This window comes from Armatimonadota bacterium (genome assembly GCA_031081675.1).
Lineage (GTDB): Bacteria > Sysuimicrobiota > Sysuimicrobiia > Sysuimicrobiales > Kaftiobacteriaceae > Calidihabitans > Calidihabitans tengchongensis.
Genome location: JAVHLZ010000035.1, coordinates 1 through 17,717, shown reverse-complemented (window position 1 = coordinate 17,717; position 17,717 = coordinate 1). Strand labels below are relative to the sequence as shown.

At 73.3% G+C, this 17,717-nt stretch carries 14 protein-coding genes; all 14 read left to right on the top strand.

Annotation, left to right across the window (positions count from 1 at the left end):
* Nucleotides 1–9 precede the first annotated feature (9 nt).
* Nucleotides 10–2,547 carry a magnesium-translocating P-type ATPase gene (gene mgtA / locus RB150_10740; protein ID MDQ7821010.1) on the top strand — a complete coding sequence of 846 codons (2,538 nt, stop codon included), beginning with the start codon at nt 10–12 and terminating at the stop codon, nt 2,545–2,547.
* Between the two features lie 269 nt (nt 2,548–2,816).
* Entirely contained in the window at nt 2,817–5,426 is a 2,610-nt protein-coding gene (secA, locus tag RB150_10735) for a preprotein translocase subunit SecA (GenBank protein MDQ7821009.1), read from the top strand.
* Nucleotides 5,405–7,423 (top strand): apolipoprotein N-acyltransferase, encoded by a 2,019-nt coding sequence (gene lnt, locus RB150_10730; GenBank protein MDQ7821008.1) that lies wholly within the window; start codon nt 5,405–5,407, stop codon nt 7,421–7,423. Before secA ends, lnt begins: the two co-directional genes overlap by 22 nt.
* Nucleotides 7,424–7,590: 167 nt before the next feature.
* Nucleotides 7,591–8,695, top strand: a protein-coding gene (prfB, locus tag RB150_10725; protein ID MDQ7821007.1) for a peptide chain release factor 2 whose coding sequence is annotated in 2 segments (ribosomal slippage) — nt 7,591–7,662 and nt 7,664–8,695 — 1,104 coding nt in all. Because the reading frame shifts where the segments join, the coding sequence is not laid out codon by codon here.
* Nucleotides 8,696–8,821: 126 nt separating this feature from the next.
* Nucleotides 8,822–9,517 (top strand): LmeA family phospholipid-binding protein, encoded by a 696-nt coding sequence (locus RB150_10720; GenBank protein MDQ7821006.1) that lies wholly within the window; start codon nt 8,822–8,824, stop codon nt 9,515–9,517.
* Between the two features lie 4 nt (nt 9,518–9,521).
* Complete coding sequence (locus RB150_10715) at nt 9,522–11,489, top strand: DUF5693 family protein (protein ID MDQ7821005.1); 1,968 nt, start codon at nt 9,522–9,524, stop codon at nt 11,487–11,489.
* Nucleotides 11,490–11,501: 12 nt separating this feature from the next.
* Nucleotides 11,502–12,557 carry a polysaccharide pyruvyl transferase CsaB gene (gene csaB / locus RB150_10710; protein ID MDQ7821004.1) on the top strand — a complete coding sequence of 352 codons (1,056 nt, stop codon included), beginning with the start codon at nt 11,502–11,504 and terminating at the stop codon, nt 12,555–12,557.
* A gap of 128 nt (nt 12,558–12,685) precedes the next feature.
* On the top strand, nt 12,686–12,949 hold the full coding sequence (locus tag RB150_10705) for a stage V sporulation protein S (GenBank protein MDQ7821003.1): 264 nt from the start codon (nt 12,686–12,688) through the stop codon (nt 12,947–12,949).
* Nucleotides 12,950–13,054: 105 nt separating this feature from the next.
* Nucleotides 13,055–14,008 carry a ribose-phosphate pyrophosphokinase gene (locus RB150_10700; GenBank protein MDQ7821002.1) on the top strand — a complete coding sequence of 318 codons (954 nt, stop codon included), beginning with the start codon at nt 13,055–13,057 and terminating at the stop codon, nt 14,006–14,008.
* Nucleotides 14,009–14,018: 10 nt separating this feature from the next.
* Nucleotides 14,019–15,509 carry a glutamate--tRNA ligase gene (gltX, locus tag RB150_10695; GenBank protein ID MDQ7821001.1) on the top strand — a complete coding sequence of 497 codons (1,491 nt, stop codon included), beginning with the start codon at nt 14,019–14,021 and terminating at the stop codon, nt 15,507–15,509.
* Nucleotides 15,510–15,677: 168 nt separating this feature from the next.
* Complete coding sequence (locus tag RB150_10690; protein MDQ7821000.1) at nt 15,678–16,001, top strand: hypothetical protein; 324 nt, start codon at nt 15,678–15,680, stop codon at nt 15,999–16,001.
* A gap of 124 nt (nt 16,002–16,125) precedes the next feature.
* A complete protein-coding gene (locus RB150_10685; protein ID MDQ7820999.1) occupies nt 16,126–16,299 on the top strand; it encodes a hypothetical protein in 174 nt (57 codons plus the stop codon).
* Between the two features lie 94 nt (nt 16,300–16,393).
* The gene (locus RB150_10680) at nt 16,394–17,101 is read left to right on the top strand and encodes a DUF72 domain-containing protein (GenBank protein ID MDQ7820998.1); all 708 of its coding nucleotides are present in this window, start codon (nt 16,394–16,396) and stop codon (nt 17,099–17,101) included.
* A gap of 22 nt (nt 17,102–17,123) precedes the next feature.
* Nucleotides 17,124–17,702 carry a DinB family protein gene (locus tag RB150_10675; protein MDQ7820997.1) on the top strand — a complete coding sequence of 193 codons (579 nt, stop codon included), beginning with the start codon at nt 17,124–17,126 and terminating at the stop codon, nt 17,700–17,702.
* Nucleotides 17,703–17,717: the final 15 nt, after the last annotated feature.

Below are 17,717 nucleotides of genomic sequence, written 5' to 3'. Positions count from 1 at the left end.
CGGCCCCCGATGGTGTCGTCAGCGGGGCCGGAAGCGTTGCGGGCATTCTGGAGCATGCCGACGGCGGACGTGCTGTCCGCGCTGCAGTCGTCGGTCGGTGGTCTTGGGGCGGACTCCGCCGCCGAGCGTCTCGCCCGCGTCGGGCCGAACGTGCTCGGCGAGCGCAAACGCTCCGACGCCCCGGCGCTGCTCCTCCGGCAGGTCGCGAACCCCCTGGTCATGCTGCTGGTCGCGGCGGCCGTGCTGTCCTTCGCGCTGCAGGACCCCACGGACGGGGCCATCATCCTGGGGATTGTCGCCGTGAGCGCGCTGCTGGGCTTCTGGCAGGAACGGGGCGCCGCGACGGTGGTGGAGAAGCTGCTGGCGACGGTCGCCGTGAAAGCCTCGGTGCTGCGCGGCGGGCGCCAGACCGAGGTGGCCGTGGACGAGCTGGTGCCGGGTGATGTGGTGCTGCTCTCCGCGGGCTCCCGCGTCCCGGCGGACTGCCTGCTGCTTGCCGCCCAGGACCTGTTCGTGGACGAGGCCTCCCTCACCGGAGAGAGCTTCCCCGTGGAAAAGCGGGTCGGCCCCGTGGCCGCCGACGCGCCGCTTGCCCGGCGTGCCAACGTGCTCTTCCTGGGGACGCACGTGGTGAGCGGGAGCGGTCGCGCGCTGGTGGTGCGCACCGGGAGAGCCACCGAGTTCGGCCGGATCTACGAGCGGCTGCGCCTGCGGCCGCCCGAGACGGAGTTCGAGCACGGCGTGCGCCGCTTTGGCTACCTGCTGACAGAGACCACGCTGGTGCTGGTCGTCGCCATCTTCGCCTTCAACGTCTACCTGGCGCGGCCAGTCCTCGACTCGTTCCTCTTTGCGCTGGCGCTGGCGGTGGGCCTGACGCCCCAGCTGCTGCCGGCCATCATCAGCGTGAACCTGGCGCACGGAGCGCGTCGCATGGCAGAGCGGCGGGTGATCGTGAAGCGGTTGTCGGCGATCGAGAACCTGGGCAGCATGGACGTGCTCTGCTCCGACAAGACCGGCACGCTCACCGAGGGGCGCGTGCGGGTGCACGCGGCGCTGGACCCCGCGGGGCGCGAGAGCGAGCGCGTGCTCTTCTCCGCCTACCTCAACGCGGCCTTCCAGACGGCGTTCCGCAACCCGATCGACCAGGCCCTCCTCGCCCACCGCGCGTTCGCGCTGGACGGGTGGCGCAAGCTCGACGAGGTGCCCTACGACTTCGCTCGCCGGCGGCTGAGTGTGCTGGCCGAGCACGACGGGCGGGCCGTCCTGATTACGAAGGGCGCGCTGGAGAACGTGCTCGATGTCTGCACGAGGTGCGAACGGGCGGACGGCACGGTGACCCCGCTCGCCGACGCGCGGGCGGAGATCGAGCAGCGCTACGCGGCCCTCAGCGCCGACGGCTACCGCGTGCTCGGAGTGGCCCTGCGGGAGATGGCGTCGCCCGGGCCCATCGGCCGGGATTCCGAGCGCGAGATGACCTTCCTGGGCCTGCTGGTGTTCGCCGATCCCCCCAAGCCGGGGGCCGCGGCCACGGTGGCGGCGCTGGGCCGGTTGGGCGTGCGGCTCAAGGTCATCACCGGCGACAACGCGCTGGTCGCGGCGCGCGTGTGGGCGCAGGTCGGGCTGCCCGCCCCCCGGGTCCTGACCGGCTCCCAGGTGCACGCGCTGAGGGACGACGCGCTGCCGGTCGTCGCAGGGGAGACGGACATCTTCGCCGAGGTGGAGCCCAATCAGAAGGAGCGGCTCGTCCGGGCGCTGCACAAGGCCGGACACGTGGTGGGCTACATGGGCGACGGGATCAATGACGTCCCGGCGCTGCACGCGGCCGATGTCTCGCTCTCGGTGCAGGGGGCCGTGGACGTGGCGAAGGAGGCGGCCGACATCGTCCTCCTCGAGACGGACCTCGCCGTGCTGGAGGCCGGGGTGCGCGAGGGACGCCGCACGTTCGCCAACACGCTCAAGTACGTGTTCATGGCCACCAGCGCCAACTTCGGCAACATGTTCAGCATGGCCGGCGCCTCGCTCCTGCTCCCGTTCCTGCCGTTGCTGCCGAAACAGATTCTGCTGACCAACCTGTTGACGGATATTCCCGAGCTGGCGATTTCGTCCGACCGGGTGGACGCGGACTGGATCGAACGGCCACGCCGCTGGGACACCGGCTTCATCCGCAGGTTCATGCTCACCTTCGGGCTCGTCAGTTCCCTGTTCGACTATCTCACGTTCGGGGTGCTGCTGTGGGTGCTGCGTGCGGGGGCAGCGGAGTTCCGGACCGGATGGTTCGTCGAGTCGGTGGTCTCGGCGGCGCTGATCGTGCTGGTGGTGCGCACCCGGGGCAGCTTCCTGCGCAGCCGGCCGGGGCGCGCGCTGGCGGGCCTGACGGTCGCCGTGGCGGCCGCCACACCGGTGATCCCCTCCACCCCCCTGGGCGCGGCCTTCGGCTTCGTCCCGCTGCCCCCGGTCTTTCTCGCGCTCATGGGGCTGATCGTTCTGGGCTACATCGGGAGCGCGGAACTGGCGAAGCGCTGGTTCTACAGGGGTGCGCACCGGTGACCGGGGTCCTGTGATCGGAGGACGCCCGGGGGAGGGACCCGCTGGGCCGCCCCGCGGGCGGCCGGAGCCCCCGCGGGAGCGGTCCGCGCCTGCGTCGGCGCCCTTGCGGGCGTGCGGGCCGCCGGGTCCGGCTCGGTCGTCGCCGCCGGGGGCGGCCCCCGCCGGGGTGAGGACTCCCCGCGCGCTTCCGGACTCTCATGGCACCGGGGTCGGGCGGCCCACCGCCTTCGGGTCCCATTGCCTTGAGGCCGCAGTATAATACCTGTGTCATGGCCGGACTTCTCGCGCGCCTGCTGGGCGACACCAACGCCCGCCACCTGCAGCGGCTGGCTCCCCTGGTTGACGAGATCAACCGGCTGGAGCCGGAGATCGCCGCCCTGTCGGATGCCGCGCTGGCGGGCAAGACCGCCGAGTTCCGGGAGCGGCTGGAATCGGGCGAGACCCTGGACGACCTGCTGCCGGAGGCGTTCGCGGTGGTGCGGGAGGCCGCCCGGCGCACCCTGGGCCTGCGCCACTTCGACGTCCAGCTGATGGGCGGCATCGTGCTGCACCAGGGCAAGGTCGCCGAGATGAAGACCGGCGAGGGCAAGACCCTGGTGGCCACCCTGCCCGTGTACCTCAACGCGCTGACGGGCGCCGGCGTCCACGTGGTCACCGTCAACGACTACCTGGCCCGCCGCGACGCGGGGTGGATGGGCCCCATCTACCACGCCCTGGGCCTGTCGGTGGCCGTCATCACCCACGAGTTCAGCGGCCTGTACGATCCCGGCTTCACCGACCCCCACCCCCACGCCGACGACCGCCTCAACCACTTCCGCCCCATCACCCGGCGGGAGGCCTACCAGGCGGACATCACCTACGGCACCGTCAGCGAGTTCGGCTTCGACTACCTGCGGGACAACATGGCCCTGCGGCCCCAGGACCTGGTGCAGCGGGACCTGGCCTACGCCATCGTGGACGAGGTGGACTTCATCCTCATCGACGAGGCGCGCACGCCGCTGATCATCTCCGGGATGCTGGAGGAGTCCACCCGCAAGTACTACGAGTTCGCGCGGCTGGTGGAGCGGCTGACGCCCGGGCGGGACTACACGGTGGACGAGAAGCTGCGCACGGCCCACCTGACCGAAGAGGGGATCGCCCGGGTCGAGCGGGCCCTGGGCGTGCAGAACCTGGCCGACATCGAGCACGTGGACCTGATGCACCACATCCAGCAGGCCCTGCGGGCCCACGCCTGCTTCCGGCGGGACGTGGACTACGTGGTCAAGGACGGCCAGGTGATCATCGTGGACGAGTTCACCGGCCGTCTGATGTTCGGCCGGCGGTACAGCGACGGCCTGCACCAGGCCATCGAGGCCAAGGAGAACGTCCGGATCGAGCGGGAGAGCCAGACCCTGGCCTCCATCACCATCCAGAACTACTTCCGCATGTACCGCAAGCTGGCCGGCATGACCGGCACCGCCAAGACCGAGGAAGAGGAGCTGCAGAAGATCTACAACCTCCCGGTGGTGGTGATTCCCACCCACCGGCCCATGATCCGCCAGGACCTGCCCGACCTGGTGTACAAGACCGAGCGGGCCAAGTGGCGGGCGGTGGTGGAGGAGATCGCCCACTGGCACCGGCTGGGCCGCCCGGTCCTGGTGGGCACCCGCAGCATCGAGAAGAACGAGGCCCTCAGCGAGATGCTGCGCCGCCGGGGCATCCCCCACCAGGTCCTCAACGCCAAGCACCACGAGCGCGAGGCGGAGATCATCGCCCAGGCGGGCCGCCTGGGGGCGGTGACCATCGCCACCAACATGGCCGGCCGCGGCGTGGACATCATCCTGGGCGGCAACCCCCCGGACCCGGCCGAGGCGGAGAAGGTGCGCGAACTGGGCGGGCTGCACGTCATCGGCACCGAGCGCCACGAGGCCCGCCGCATCGACAACCAGCTGCGCGGCCGCGCCGGCCGCCAGGGCGACCCCGGCTCGTCGCGCTTTTACGTGGCCCTGGACGACGAGCTGATGCGCCTGTTCGCCGGCCAGCGGGTGGCGGCCATCATGGACCGCCTGGGCATCGACGAGGACACCCCCATCGAGCACCCCCTGGTCAGCCGCCAGATCGAGAATGCCCAGAAGAAGGTCGAGCAGTACCACTTCGACGTGCGCAAGCACGTCCTGGAATACGACGACGTCCTCAACGTCCAGCGCAAGGTCATCTACGGCGAGCGCCGCAAGGTCCTGTTCGGGGAGAACCTGCGGGAGAACATCCTGGACATGATCGAGCGGCTGGTGGACGGGCTGGTGGACGTGCACTGCCCGCCCGACGCCCGCCCCGAGGAGTGGGACCTGGCCGGGCTGCGGGAGGCCGCCGCCCGGCTGATCCCGCCCCTGGCCGATGTGGCCCTGCCCGAGGGATCCCGGGACGCCCTGGCCCAGGCCCTGCGGTCGGCCGCCCTGGCGGCCTACGAGCGCAAGGAGCAGGAGGTCGGCCCGCAGACCCTGCGGGAGATCGAGCGGCTGGTCCTGCTGCAGACCATCGACCGCAAGTGGATCGACCACCTGTACGCCATGGACAGCCTGCGGGAAGGGATCGGCCTGCGGGCCTACGCCCAGGTGAGCCCGCTGATCGAGTACCAGCGGGAGGGCTACGACCTGTTCCAGCGCATGCTGACGGAGATCCAGGAGGAGGCCGTGCAGGTCCTCTTCCGGGTGCAGGTGGAGGGGCCGGCTCCGGCCCCGCGTCCCCTGGCGGCTCCCGCGCGGCGGCCGGTGGCCGCCGGGACCCCGCGGGCGGCTGCCCCGGCGGCCGCCGGTGACGGCCCCCGCAAGTTGGGCCGCAACGACCCCTGCTGGTGCGGCAGCGGCAAGAAGTACAAGAAGTGTCACGGCCGCGAGGAGTAATCCTCCCGCCGCCCCGCGCCGACCGCCCGGCGCTGCCCTGGGTGGCGGCGGCGGCGTCGGGCGCGCTGTTCGCGGCGTCGTTTCCTCCCGCCGACGCGGGCTGGCTGGCCTGGATCTCCCTGACGCCTCTGCTGGTGGCCGCGCGGGGCCAGCCCGTGCGCCGCGCGTTCGGCCTGGGCTACCTGATGGGCCTGGTGGGCTACGGGGGCACGCTGCTGTGGCTGCGGGTCTTCGGATGGCTGCCGTGGGTGCTGCTGAGCGCGTACCTGGCGCTGTACGGGGGCACGTTTGCCGCGGTGGCGTCCTGGCTGGCCCGCGGCCGCCGCCCGCCGTGGTGGTGGCCCTGGCCGACGGCGGTGGCGTGGGCCGCCCTGGAGCTGCTGCGCTCCTCCGGCGTGTTCGGTTTTCCGTGGGCGGCACTCGGCCTGACCCAGTCCCGCTGGCCGGCGGTGGTCCAGGTCGCCCGGGTGGCCGGCGTGTTCGGGGTGTCGTTTGTGGTGGCCCTGGTCTCGGCGGCTGTCTCCGGGGTGCTGGTCCGCCGCCGTCCGGCGCCTGCGATCCTGCCCCTGGCCCTGCTGGGGGCGGTGGTCCTGTGGGGGTCCACTCTGCCGCCTCCCGGCCCCGCAACTCTGCGCGTCGCCGCCCTCCAGCCCAACGTCCCCCAGCGGGAGAAGTTCGACCCTGCGCTCTCCGAGCAGCACCGGGACCGGCTGCGGCGGCTGGTCGTCCAGGCCGCGCGGTCCGGTGCGGAGCTGATCGTGATGCCCGAGACGGCCGTCCCGGGAGACCTGTTCGGGCCGCAGGGCGCCCTGGAGGAGGTGGGCCGGTGGGCGCACGAGGCCCGGGCGACCATCATCGCCACCAGCCTGGAGGGTGGCCGGTCCAACATCGCGGTGGCGGTGGCGCCGTCCGGCCTGGCCGTCGGCCGCTACGACAAGGTCCGTCTGGTGGCGTTCGGGGAAGCCGGCATCGTCCCCGGGCGCCGGCACGACCCGCTGTGGACGCCTGCGGGCCGGGTGGGTGTGGCCATCTGCTTTGAGTCCATCTTCCCCGGCGCCTCGCGCGCCCTGGTCCGGGGCGGAGCGGACCTGCTGGCGGTGCTCACCAACGACGCCTGGTTTGACGGCACCGCCGGGCCGGCCCAGCACGCCGCCCACGCGGTCTTCCGCGCGGTGGAGCAGGGGCGGTGGGTGGTGCGGGCGGCGAACACCGGCCTGTCGTTCATCGTCGATCCGGCCGGCCGCATCACCGCCCGGGTTCCCCCGGGGCAGGAGGCGGTGCTGACAGGTGCGGTGGGGACCGCCGGCCCTCACACGCCCTATGCGCGCTACGGAGACGGCCTGCTGCTGGCGGCGGCCGCCGCCACGGCCCTGGGCTCGGTCCCCCGCCTGCTCCCCTCGCTGCGGGCGGCGTGGGCCCGGCCGGGTGGGGGGGACGCTCTGGCCGCGGTCCTGCTCCCCGGTGTGGCGGCGGCGGTCCTGCTGCGGGCGCCTCTGCGGTGGTGGGTGTGGCCGGGGGTGGTGGGGGCGGTGGGGGCGGCTGTGGGGGTGGTGGTCCGCCCTCTGCCCGCGCGGCCGCGGGCGTGGAGCGATGGCGCCGCGGCGGTGGCCGCCGGGGCGGTGGTGGTCGGCCTGTGGGCCGCGATGGTCTGGTCGTTCCGCGCCTACGGCGTGCCGGTGGGCGCCCTGCCCACAGGAGCCGACCTGGGGGTCGTCCTGGTCCGGCAGCTGGTGGTGGCCGCGGCGGTGGAGCTGTGGCTGCGGGGAGTGGCGTTTGGCGCGCTGGCCCGCTGGGCCGGTACCGGGACGGCAGTGGCCGTCACCACCGCCCTGGGCGTGGCCCTGCAGGCCGGGCTGCCCCCGGAAGCGTATGCCTGGGCCCTGGTGACGGGGGTGGCGTTTGGCTGGATCCGGGCGCGGAGCAGGAGCGCGGCCGGCTTCATCCTGCCCCACGCCCTGGGCAACGTCCTCTTCGCGGTGGTGGGGGCGGTGAGGTGAAAGGGAAGAGGGAAAAAGGAAAAGGGAAAAAGGGAAAAGGGCAAAGGGCAAAGGAATCAAAGCAAAATACGTATTTACCCTTTTCCCTATTCCCTATTCCCTTTTCCCTTTTATGTTACAATTCATCCGCGGGTGGACCGAGAGAGTCCGCCCGGTGAGTGTCTGTGATGACCGTGGAGGAAATCCGCGCCCTGCTGGATGCCGACCGGCGCCGCCTGGCCGACATCGGGAGGCATCTTTGACCTGGAGGCCCGGCAGTCCCGCATCGCCGTCCTCGAAGAGCAGCTGCAGCGCCCCGACCTGTGGTCTGACCCCGCCCGCGCCCGGGAGCTGACCCGGGAGCTCAGCGCGCTGCGGGCCCAGGTGGAGACCTGGCAGAAGCTGCGCCGGGAACTGGACGACCTGCACGAACTCGCCCGCCTGGCCGCCGAAGATCCCACGGGGTGGGACGCGGAGGAGCTGGCCCGCGAGGCCCAGGACCTCCACCGCCGCGTCCAGCAGCTGGAACTGACGACGCTGCTCGGCGGAGAGCACGACGCCCGCAACGCCATCCTGTCGGTGCACGCCGGCGCCGGGGGCACCGACTCCCAGGACTGGGCGCAGATGCTGCTGCGCATGTACGCCCGGTGGGCGGAGCGGCGCGGCTTCGGGACCGAGATCGTGGACGTCTCCCCGGGCGAGGAGGCGGGCATCAAAAGCGCCACCATGATCGTCAGCGGCCCCTACGCCTACGGCTACCTCAAGGGCGAGCGGGGGGTCCACCGGCTGGTGCGCCTGTCGCCCTTCGACGCCGCCCACCGGCGGCACACCTCCTTCGCCCTGGTGGACGTGATTCCCGACGTGGAGGAGGAAGAGGTGCAGATCCGCGACGACGAGCTGCGGATCGAGACCTACCGCGCCGGCGGCGCCGGGGGCCAGAACGTCAACAAGGTGGAGACCGCCGTCCGGATCACCCACCTGCCCACCGGCATCGTGGTCCAGTGCCAGAACGAGCGGTCCCAGTACGCCAACCGCCTGACGGCCCTGCGCCTGCTGCGGGCCAAGCTGGCCGAGCTCCAGGCGGCCCGCCACCAGCAGCGCCTGGCCGAGCTGCGGGGGGAGTTCCGGGAGGCGGCCTGGGGCAACCAGATCCGCTCCTACGTCCTCCACCCCTACACCCTGGTGAAGGACCACCGGACCGGGGAGGAGACCGGCGACGCCGAGGCGGTGCTGGATGGCGACCTGGACCGCTTCATCGACGCCTGGCTGCGGCGCCCGGTGCCGGCGTCGTAGCCCCGCCTCCCGCGCCGCGCCGATGCCGGCGACCCCGCCCCTGCCATCCCGCCCACGCGCCGGAGGGTCCATCGCGGGTCCCTGCGGGCGGACCGCGCGCAGCCCCCGCATCCCGGAGCGTTCCCGGTGAGCCGCCCCGCCCGAGCCGTCCCCGCCCGCGCGCTGGTGGTGGCGGGGGTGGTGGTCTTCGGTGTCCTGGCACTTCCCCTGCTGATCGGGTGGAGGCTGGAGGAGCCCGTGCGGTCCGCCCTGCACGCCCGCGGCGCGTCGGTGCGCCTGGTGGGCGGCCTCACCTGGCCCCTGACCGGCCGCTTCGCCCGCCTGGACGTCGAGGTCTCCGGGGCGCGGCTGGGGGACGTGGTGGTGGACGAGACGGCTCTCTCCCTGCGCGGGGTGCAGGTGGACGTCCTGCGGGCGGTGGTCCTGCGCCGCCTGGTCGTCCGCCATGCCGACGGCGGGCGGGCCGTGATGCGCGTGAGGGTGGAGGACCTCCGCCAGGCGCTGGAAGACCTGCCGGCGGTGCGCGACGCCGACGTCTCCGCGCAGGATGGAACCGTCCATGTGGCCGCGACGGTGGACCTCCTGGGCCAGCCGGTCCCGGTACAGGTCCGGGGGACGCTTGTGGCGCCGGACGGCCGCCGCGTGCTGATCCGGGTGGAGCAGATGCGGGTGGGCCACGTGCAGGTTCCGCCTGCGGTGGCGGCCGTCCTCGCCGCGCCCCTCAACCCGCTGCTCACCGTGGACCGCCTGCCGGTCCCGCTGGTGATCCGCCGAGTGGAGGCGGGGGAGGAAACCATCACGGTGGTGGCCGAACCGAGGTGAGGACATGAGCGGATGGATCCGCGCGGGCCTGGTCGTGGGGCTGGTGTCCGCGGTGGTGGTCCTCCAGGCCCGGTGGGCGGTGGAGGCGTCCAACCGGACCGTGGAGATCGTCCTGGACGGGCCCGACTGGACGGACCTCGCCCGGCGGGAGGGGCGCGCCCCCCACGAGGTCTTCGCGGCCGCCCGGGAGCGCGGGGCCACGGCGGTGGCGGTCTACGAGCAGACCCTCGCCCGCCTGGCCGAGGCCGGGGAGGTCCTGGTGCGCGCCGGCGGCGAGGTCATGGCCCTGGCGCGGTCGGGAGGGCAGGACCCTGTTGCGGCCGCGTTCGGACCGCAGAATCTGCGGCCCGACGCCGTCTACGTGACCGGATCGCCCGACCAGCTGGCCTTCGTCGAGCGCGCGTTCACCGACCTGCTGGGGTCCGGCCGGGTGCGGCGCGTCCGGGACGTCCTGGAAGTCAGCGGCGTGCCGGACGATCTGGAGCAAGCGCCGCTGGGCTACCGGCCCGAGGACCTGGCCGCCGTCCGGGCGCTGGGCCTGCGCCCGGTCCTGCGTCTGCGGAACTATCCGGGGATGACCGCCGACGCCCTGCGCGCGCGGATCGGGCGCCTGCCCGCCGGCGGCGGCGCGCCGGTGGTGTTCGAGCTGCAGGAGGTCCTGGGCTACGAGGGCCTGCTGCCCGAGGCGGGCGCGGCGCTGGCCGCGGCGGGCTACACCTACGGGCGGATCGAGGTCTTCAACATTCGCCGCAAGCAGCGCGGCGAGGACCGCCTGGCGGCCGTGATGCGGCCGGCCGTCATCCGCCTGTTCAGCCTCACGCCCGACGAGCTGCTGGCGGCGTCCCCGCAGGACAACCTGGACAAGTTCGTCCGGGCCGCCCGGGAGCGCAACATCCGGATCCTGTACCTGCGGCCGCTGCAGCCGACGGCGGGGGTGTCCGGAGTGGCCCTCAACCTGGAGTTCGTGGGCCGGCTGTCCTCCGCGCTGCGCCGGGTGGGTCTGCGACCCGGTCCGGCCCGGCCGCTGGACGACCCGGCGGTGTCGCCGGCGGCGTGGCTGGGCGTGGTGGCGGGAGGGGCGGCCGCGGCGGCCTGGGGCGCGCAGGTGCTGGGGCGCGCGGCGGGCGTGCCCGCGGGCCTGTGGGTTCCCGGAGGCGCGGCGGCGGTGGTCGCGTTCAGCGCGGTCCTGGTCCCGTGGGGCCCGCCCGCCCTGTGGCGCCAGGGCCTGGCCCTGCTGGTCGCCTGCCTGGTGCCGGTGGTGGCGGTGGCCGCCGCGCTGCCCCGGGGCCCGCGGCGGCATCCGGTGGCGGCCGCGCTGGGAAGCCTGTGGAAGGCCTCGGCGGTCTCGGCGGCGGGCGGGGTCGTGGTGGCGGCGCTGCTGACCGGGTGGGAGTTCATGATGGCATCGCGGGTGTTTGTGGGCGTCAAGCTGGCCCACATCGTCCCCGTGGTCCTGGTGGCCGCGGTCGCCGCCGCGGGCGCCAGTCCGCCCCGGCACTGGCGCGAGTTCGCGGCGCGGATCTGGGCGTGGTCGGACCACCCCCTGCGGGTGCGGTACGCCGTGGCCGTGCTGGTGGTCGGCCTGGCGGCGGTCGTCCTGCTGGGCAGGAGCGGGAACTTCGGGCTGCCGGTGCCGGCGGCGGAAGAGCGGATGCGCGAGTGGCTGGAGGACACGCTCGTGGCGCGGCCGCGGACCAAGGAGTACCTGCTGGGCCACCCGGCCCTGGTCCTGGCCGCCCTGTGCGCCGCCCGGGGGTGGCGGCCGGCCGCAGTCGCCCTGGCCGCCGCGGGGGCGGTGGGCCAGGCCAGCATCATCAACAGCTTCGCCCACATCCACACCCCTCTGCTGTACACCCTGTGGCGGACCGCCAACGGGCTGGTCCTGGGCAGCGCGCTGGGCGCGGCGGTGGCGGCGGCGGTGGCCCGGGCCGGCTCCACCCTGGCCCGCCGGGGATCTCGCCCGCCGTCCTGAGGCGGGCCACCCATGCGGGTCGTCATCTCGGGCTACTACGGGTTCGGCAACGTCGGGGACGAGGCCGTCCTGGCCGGCGTCCTCCAGGACCTGCGGGCCCGGCTGCCGGAGGCGCGCGTGGTGGTGGTGTCGGGCAACCCGTCCCGCACCCGGTGCCTGCACGGGGTGGAGGCGGTGCGGCGCGGACCGGCGGCGCTGCGCGCCGCATCCGGAGCGGCCCTGTTCATCAGCGGCGGTGGGGGCCTGATCCAGGATGCCACCAGCGCCCGCAGCGCCGCCTACTACCTGGGGGAGCTGCTCGCCGCCTCGGTCCTGGCGCGGCGGACGATGCTGTACGCGGTGGGGATCGGGCCGCTGCGCCGGCGCTGGATCCGCGGCCTGGCCGCGGCGGTCCTGTCCCGGGTGGACGCCCTGGTGGTCCGCGACGACGACTCCCGCCAGCTCCTGCACTCTCTGGGGATCCGCCGGCCGGTGGAGGTGGCGGCGGACCCGGCCTTCGCCGTGCCCCCCGCTCCCCCCGAGGAGGTCGCCGACCTGTTCGGCGCGCTCCCGCCGCCGCGGATCGGGCTGGTCCTGCGGCCGTGGGGGACCGACGCCCACCTGCCCGCGGTGACGGACGCCGTCGGGCGCCTGGTGCGGGAGGAAAACGCGCGCGCGGTGGCGCTGGCCTTTCACCCGGAAGTGGACCTGCGGGTCTCGGTGTCCGCGGCCCGGGCGCTGGGGGCCCCGGTGGTGGCCGGACTGTCGCCCCGCGCAGTGCTGGCGGCGGTGGGGGAGCTGGACCTGCTGGTCGCCATGCGCCTGCACGGGGTGATTGCCGCCGTCGTCCAGGGGGTGGGGGCGGCGGGTCTGGCCTACGATCCGAAGGTCCGGTCCCTGTGCTCCCGGGCGGGCCTGCCCGCGCTGTCCCCGGAGGAGTGCGACCCTGCACGTCTGTTCGACGTCCTCCGCATGGCCTGGGGCAGGCGTGGGGCGCTGCGCCCGCACCTGCGGGAGCGGGCGCGCGAGATGCGGGCTGCGGCGGCCCGGGCGGCGGACGTGGCCGCTTCCCTGGTCCGGCGGCCCTAGGACGGGGTCGCGGCCTCCGGCCGGCCCGCGCCCCCTCCCCGGTGCAGGAGGATTTCGGTGCGGGTATACGAAATAGTGGAAGGCCAATGAACCGACCAGCAGCCGGAGCAGTGGAGGAGGCAGGCCCCATGCCGGAGGTGCTGAAGGTCGGGGCGGATTCCAAGCCCAAGGCCGTCGCCGGCGCGCTCGCCGCGGTCCTGCGGGAAAAGGGCTCGGTGGAGCTGCAGGCGGTGGGGGCCGGGGCGGTGAACCAGGCGGTGAAGGCCATCGCCATCACCCGCGGGTTCGTGGCCCCGAACGGCATTGACGTGGTGGCGATCCCGGCCTTCACCAAGGTCATGATCGACGGCGAGGAACGCACCGCCATCAAGTTCCTCGTCGAGGCCCGCTGACGGTTTCCCCCGCATCCGCGTCCCCTTCCAGGCAGGGTGTGAGAGCCGGCCGGACGCCCGGTGTGCGCCCGGAGGGCGACCTGGCCGTGGTACTGTAAAAGGGGTATGGCCGACGACCCGTACGGACCCCTCAAGCTGTTCTGCGGCACCGCCCACCCGCAGCTGGGCGAGGAGATCGCCCGCCATCTGGGCATTCCCGTCAGCCGCGCGCTGATCACCCGGTTCGCCGACGGCGAGATCTACGTGCGATACGAGGAGAACGCCCGGGGCGTGGACGCGTTCGTGGTGCAGCCCACCTGCCATCCCGTCAACGAGAACCTCATGGAGCTGCTGGTCATGGTGGATGCCCTGCGGCGGGCGTCGGCGGGCCGGATCACGGCGGTGATCCCCTACTACGGCTACGCCCGCAAGGACAAGAAGGACGCCCCCCGGGAGCCCATCACCGGCCGGCTGGTGGCCGACCTGCTCTCCACGGCGGGGGTGGACCGGGTCCTGACCGTGGACCTGCACGCGGGCCAGATCGAGGGGTTCTTCACCATTCCCGTGGACCACCTGCGGGCGATGCCCCTGTTTGCCGACTACCTGCGGGAGAAGGCCCTGGACGCGGGGGTGGTGGTCGCCGCCGACGACGGCGCCGTCAAGCGCAGCAAGCAGCTGGCCGACCGGCTGGACCTCCCCCTGGCCATCATCTTCCAGCGCCGGGTCGGCAAGGACGTCAAGGAGCCGGTGCAGATCGTCGGCGAGGTGGAGGGCCGCACGCCCGTCATGATCGAGGACATCATCGACACGGCGGGGACGCTGGCGGGAGCGGTGGATGTCCTCATGCGTCACGGGGCCCGGCCCGAGGTCTACATCTGCGCCACCCACCCGGTGCTGGCGGGGCCGGCGGTGGAGCGCCTGTCCCGGGAGGAGATCCGGGAGGTGATCGTCACCAACACCATCCCGGTGCCCCCCGACAAGCGGCTCCCCAAGATGACGGTGCTGTCGGCGGCGCCGCTGCTGGCCGAGGCCATCCGCCGGATTCACCTCAACCAGTCGGTGAGCATGCTGTTCACCTGAGCCGCGCAGGATGTCCACCGTCCGCACCCGGTATGCCCCCAGCCCCACCGGGTACCTGCACATCGGTGGGGCGTGGATGGCGTTCTTCAACTGGCTGTATGCGCGCAGCCAGCGGGGCGCCTTCATCCTCCGCATCGAGGACACGGACCGCACCCGGTCCACCGAGGAGTACGAGCGGGCCATCCTGGAGGACTTCCGCTGGCTGGGCCTGGACTGGGACGAAGGCCCGGACGTGGGCGGGCCCGTGGGACCGTACCGCCAGACCGAGCGGGGCCCCCTGTACCGCCAGCACGCGCAGATCCTGGTGGGCTCAGGGGCCGCCTACCACTGCTACTGCACGCCCCAGGAACTGGAGGCGGAGCGGGAGGCCGCCCGCCGCCAGGGCCGGCCTCACCGGTACTCGGGGCGCTGCCGCCACCTGAGCGCCGCCGACCGGGCCCGGTACGAGGCCGAGGGCCGCCGGCCCGCCATCCGCCTGCGGGTCCCGGACCTGGGCGGGCCGATCGTGGTGCAGGACCTCATCCGCGGCCCCGTGGAGTTCGACCCCGCCCACCTGGACGATCCCATCATCGTCCGCAGCGACGGCACGCCCCTGTACAACTTCGCCAACGTGGTGGACGACCACCTGATGCGCATCTCCCACGTCATCCGGGGCAGCGAGCACCTGTCCAACACGCCCATCCAGTGGCTGATCTACCGGGCCCTGGGGTGGTCGCCGCCCGCGTTCGCCCACCTGCCGGTCATCCTGGGGCCGGACCGGCGCAAGCTGAGCAAGCGGATGGCCGCCACGGCGCTGCGGGATTACCGGCGGGACGGCTACCTGCCCGAGGCGCTGCTGAACTTCTTCGCCCTCATGGCCTGGCATCCGGATCCCGAGCGGGAGGTCTACCCGCTGTCCGAACTGGTGGAGCGCTTCCGCCTGGAGGAGCTGGGGCGGGCGTCTCCCATCTTCGACCAGGCCAAGCTCACCTGGCTCAACGGCCTGTACATGCGCGAGCTGATGCAGCGCAACCCCCAGCGGGTGGTGGACGTCTGTCTGGAGATCCTCCGCGACGCCGGGCTGGCGCCCGCGGACCCCTCGCCGGGCCTCCGCGCCTACGTGGCCGCGGTGGTGACCGTCCTGGGAGACCGGCTGAAGGTGGGGCGGGACATCCTGGTCTACGGCGACTTCTTCTTCGCCGACCAGGTGCGCTACGACCCCGAGGCCGTCCGGCAGCACCTCCAGGACGCCCAGGCGGTCCCGATCCTGTCCGCGCTGCGGGACCGCATCGCCCGCGTGGACACGCTGGACCGGCAGACCGCCGAGGCGGTGGTCCGCGGCCTGGCCGCCGAGCGGGGCGTCCACGGCCGGGAGGTCATCCACCGGGTCCGGGTGGCCCTCACCGGCAAGACGGTCGGACCGGGACTGTTCGAACTCATGGAGGTCCTGGGACGGGACCGGGTGGTGGCCCGCCTGGATCGGGCGGTCGCCTGGCTGCAGTCCGCCGGCCTGCCGTCCTGACGCCGCTCCTCTCACCGGCCCGCTGCCGCCGCCGGCCCGGCGCCTGTGGCCATCTGGCGGCAAGATGCGGACACCGCTCTGATTCCCGCCTACCCTGGCAGCGAGCCCGCTCCCGCGCGGCCGGCCGGAGCGCGACGGCGGGCTCCTCACAGGAGAGGAGGCGGGACCATGAGCGGCACGGCGAAGGCAGCGGCATGCGTCCTGGCAGTGGTGCTCCTGGTGGCCGGCCTGGTGGGGACTCCGGCCACCGCGCCGGCGCGCCCGGCGGGGAGCTGGCACCTGGCCCTGCCCTGGACGGTGAAGACGGCGTGGGCGCACCACGGGTGGTCCCCGTACGACCGCACGCTGGAGACGGCGATCCGGGTGGCCATCATGGTGGAACTGGCGCGCCAGTTCACCCAGAATCTCAACCGTCTGGTGGCCGAGCAGGTGGGCCGGGCCATCAAGGACTTCGTCGATGACGTCCGCCGCGGTCGCGAGCGCGACCGCTAGACAGCCACCCGGGGAGGGGTCCCGCTCGCTCGCACCGGGCGGGATCCCCCCGGCGGGCCGCGCTGAGGCAGGCCACAGAGCGGGGTGGGGCAGGGGACCCGCGGGGCCGGAAGGGGGACTGCCAGTGGGGTGGGGCCAGCCGCCGTACACGCTGCGGTCGTTGGCGGGCATCGCCGTGGCCGTGGCGCTGATCATGGGAGTGGAACGGGCGACCGACAACGGGTGGGTGCGGGTGGTCGTCTATGCGGGCATCCTCCTGGGGCTGGAGATGACAGACCGCATCTTCCGGCGGAGGTAAGGGGGGTCCCGAGAACACCCTCCGGCCTCCGGTGCCGGTCCAGGCGACGTCGCCGAGGTCGGCAGCGGAGCGGCCTGCGACGGTCATGGGGCGGATGTGGATCGGAACGTCGGGGTGGGTCTACCCCCACTGGCGGGGGCGGTTCTACCCGGCGGAGGTGCCGGCGTCCCGGTGGCTGGAGTTTTACGCCCGGCACTTCGACACGGTGGAGGTCAACAACACATTCTACCGGCTGCCGGCGGCCGGGACGTTCGACGAGTGGGCGCGCCGGGCGCCCGAGGGATTCCTGTTCGCGCTGAAGGCCAGCCGGTTCATCACCCACGTCAAGCGCCTGCGGGCGGCCTCCGCCCCGGTGCGGACGTTCCTGGGGCGGGCCCGGCGGCTGGGCGACAGGCTGGGGCCGGTCCTCTTCCAGCTGCCGCCCCGTTTCCGGGTGGACCGGGTGCGGCTGGAAGCATTTCTACGGATCCTGCCGGCGGGCTGGCGGTTCGCCATGGAGTTCCGCGATCCGTCCTGGCACACCCGGGAAGTGTTCGACCTGCTGGCCGAACGGAACGTGGCCTACTGCATCATGGTGGGTCTGGAGCCGACCCGGGAGGTGGCGACCGCCGACTTCGTGTACATCCGGTTTCATTCGCCCCCCACGGGGGTGGAGTTCGGCCTCGCCCGCCTGCGCCGGTGGGCGGAGGCGCTCCGCCGGCTGAGCGGGGAGAGACGGGACGTCTACGCGTACTTCAACAACGACGCCGAGGGGGCCGCCGTGAGGGACGCCCTGGCGCTGCGGGACCTGCTGGGGGCATGACGGCGGCCGGAAGGGGGCGGGGATGAGCCATCCACGACCGGGTCGGGAGGCGGTGGGGGCTGACGCGCTGCGGGCGGCCCTGAAAAGCCAGTACCGTGCCGTCCTGGCGATGCTCGGGCAGGCGATCCGACGCTGCCCGGACGACCTGTGGTACCGCCGGAACGGGCACGCCAACCCGTTCTGGCGGATCGCCTACCACACCCTGTACTACACGCACCTGTACCTGATGCCGACTCCCCGGGCATTCCGCCCGTGGGAGCACCACCAGCGGGGTATCCAGCGCCTGGAGGCGCCCCTGGGGGCCCGCCGGCCCTACGCCAAAGACGAGGTGCTGGCCTACTGGCAGCTCTGCCGGCGGCTGGTGGGCGGAGCGGTGGACGCGATGGACCTGGCCGCCCCGCACAGCGGGTTCAGCTGGTACCGGATGTCCAGGCTGGAACACCAGATTGTCAACATCCGCCACGTCCAGTACCACCAGGCCCAGCTGGCCGACCGGCTGCGGAAGGCCACCGGCGCGGGCGTGAACTGGGAGGGCGGACGGCACCCCGCGGCCCGCCGCCGGGACCGGACACCGCCGGGCCGGCGGGCCGCTGCAGGATAGTTCCGGCACCCGGCG

Bases quoted from the DNA above. Each gene is read 5' to 3' on its own strand.
- secA (MDQ7821009.1), top strand. From the start codon at position 2,817: ATGGCCGGACTTCTCGCGCGCCTGCTGGGCGACACCAACGCCCGCCAC.
- RB150_10705 (MDQ7821003.1), top strand. From the start codon at position 12,686: ATGCCGGAGGTGCTGAAGGTCGGGGCGGATTCCAAGCCCAAGGCCGTC.
- RB150_10675 (MDQ7820997.1), top strand. From the start codon at position 17,124: ATGAGCCATCCACGACCGGGTCGGGAGGCGGTGGGGGCTGACGCGCTG.
- RB150_10690 (MDQ7821000.1), top strand. From the start codon at position 15,678: ATGAGCGGCACGGCGAAGGCAGCGGCATGCGTCCTGGCAGTGGTGCTC.
- csaB (MDQ7821004.1), top strand. From the start codon at position 11,502: ATGCGGGTCGTCATCTCGGGCTACTACGGGTTCGGCAACGTCGGGGAC.
- RB150_10680 (MDQ7820998.1), top strand. From the start codon at position 16,394: ATGTGGATCGGAACGTCGGGGTGGGTCTACCCCCACTGGCGGGGGCGG.
- gltX (MDQ7821001.1), top strand. From the start codon at position 14,019: ATGTCCACCGTCCGCACCCGGTATGCCCCCAGCCCCACCGGGTACCTG.
- mgtA (MDQ7821010.1), top strand. From the start codon at position 10: ATGGTGTCGTCAGCGGGGCCGGAAGCGTTGCGGGCATTCTGGAGCATG.
- RB150_10700 (MDQ7821002.1), top strand. From the start codon at position 13,055: ATGGCCGACGACCCGTACGGACCCCTCAAGCTGTTCTGCGGCACCGCC.
- RB150_10715 (MDQ7821005.1), top strand. From the start codon at position 9,522: ATGAGCGGATGGATCCGCGCGGGCCTGGTCGTGGGGCTGGTGTCCGCG.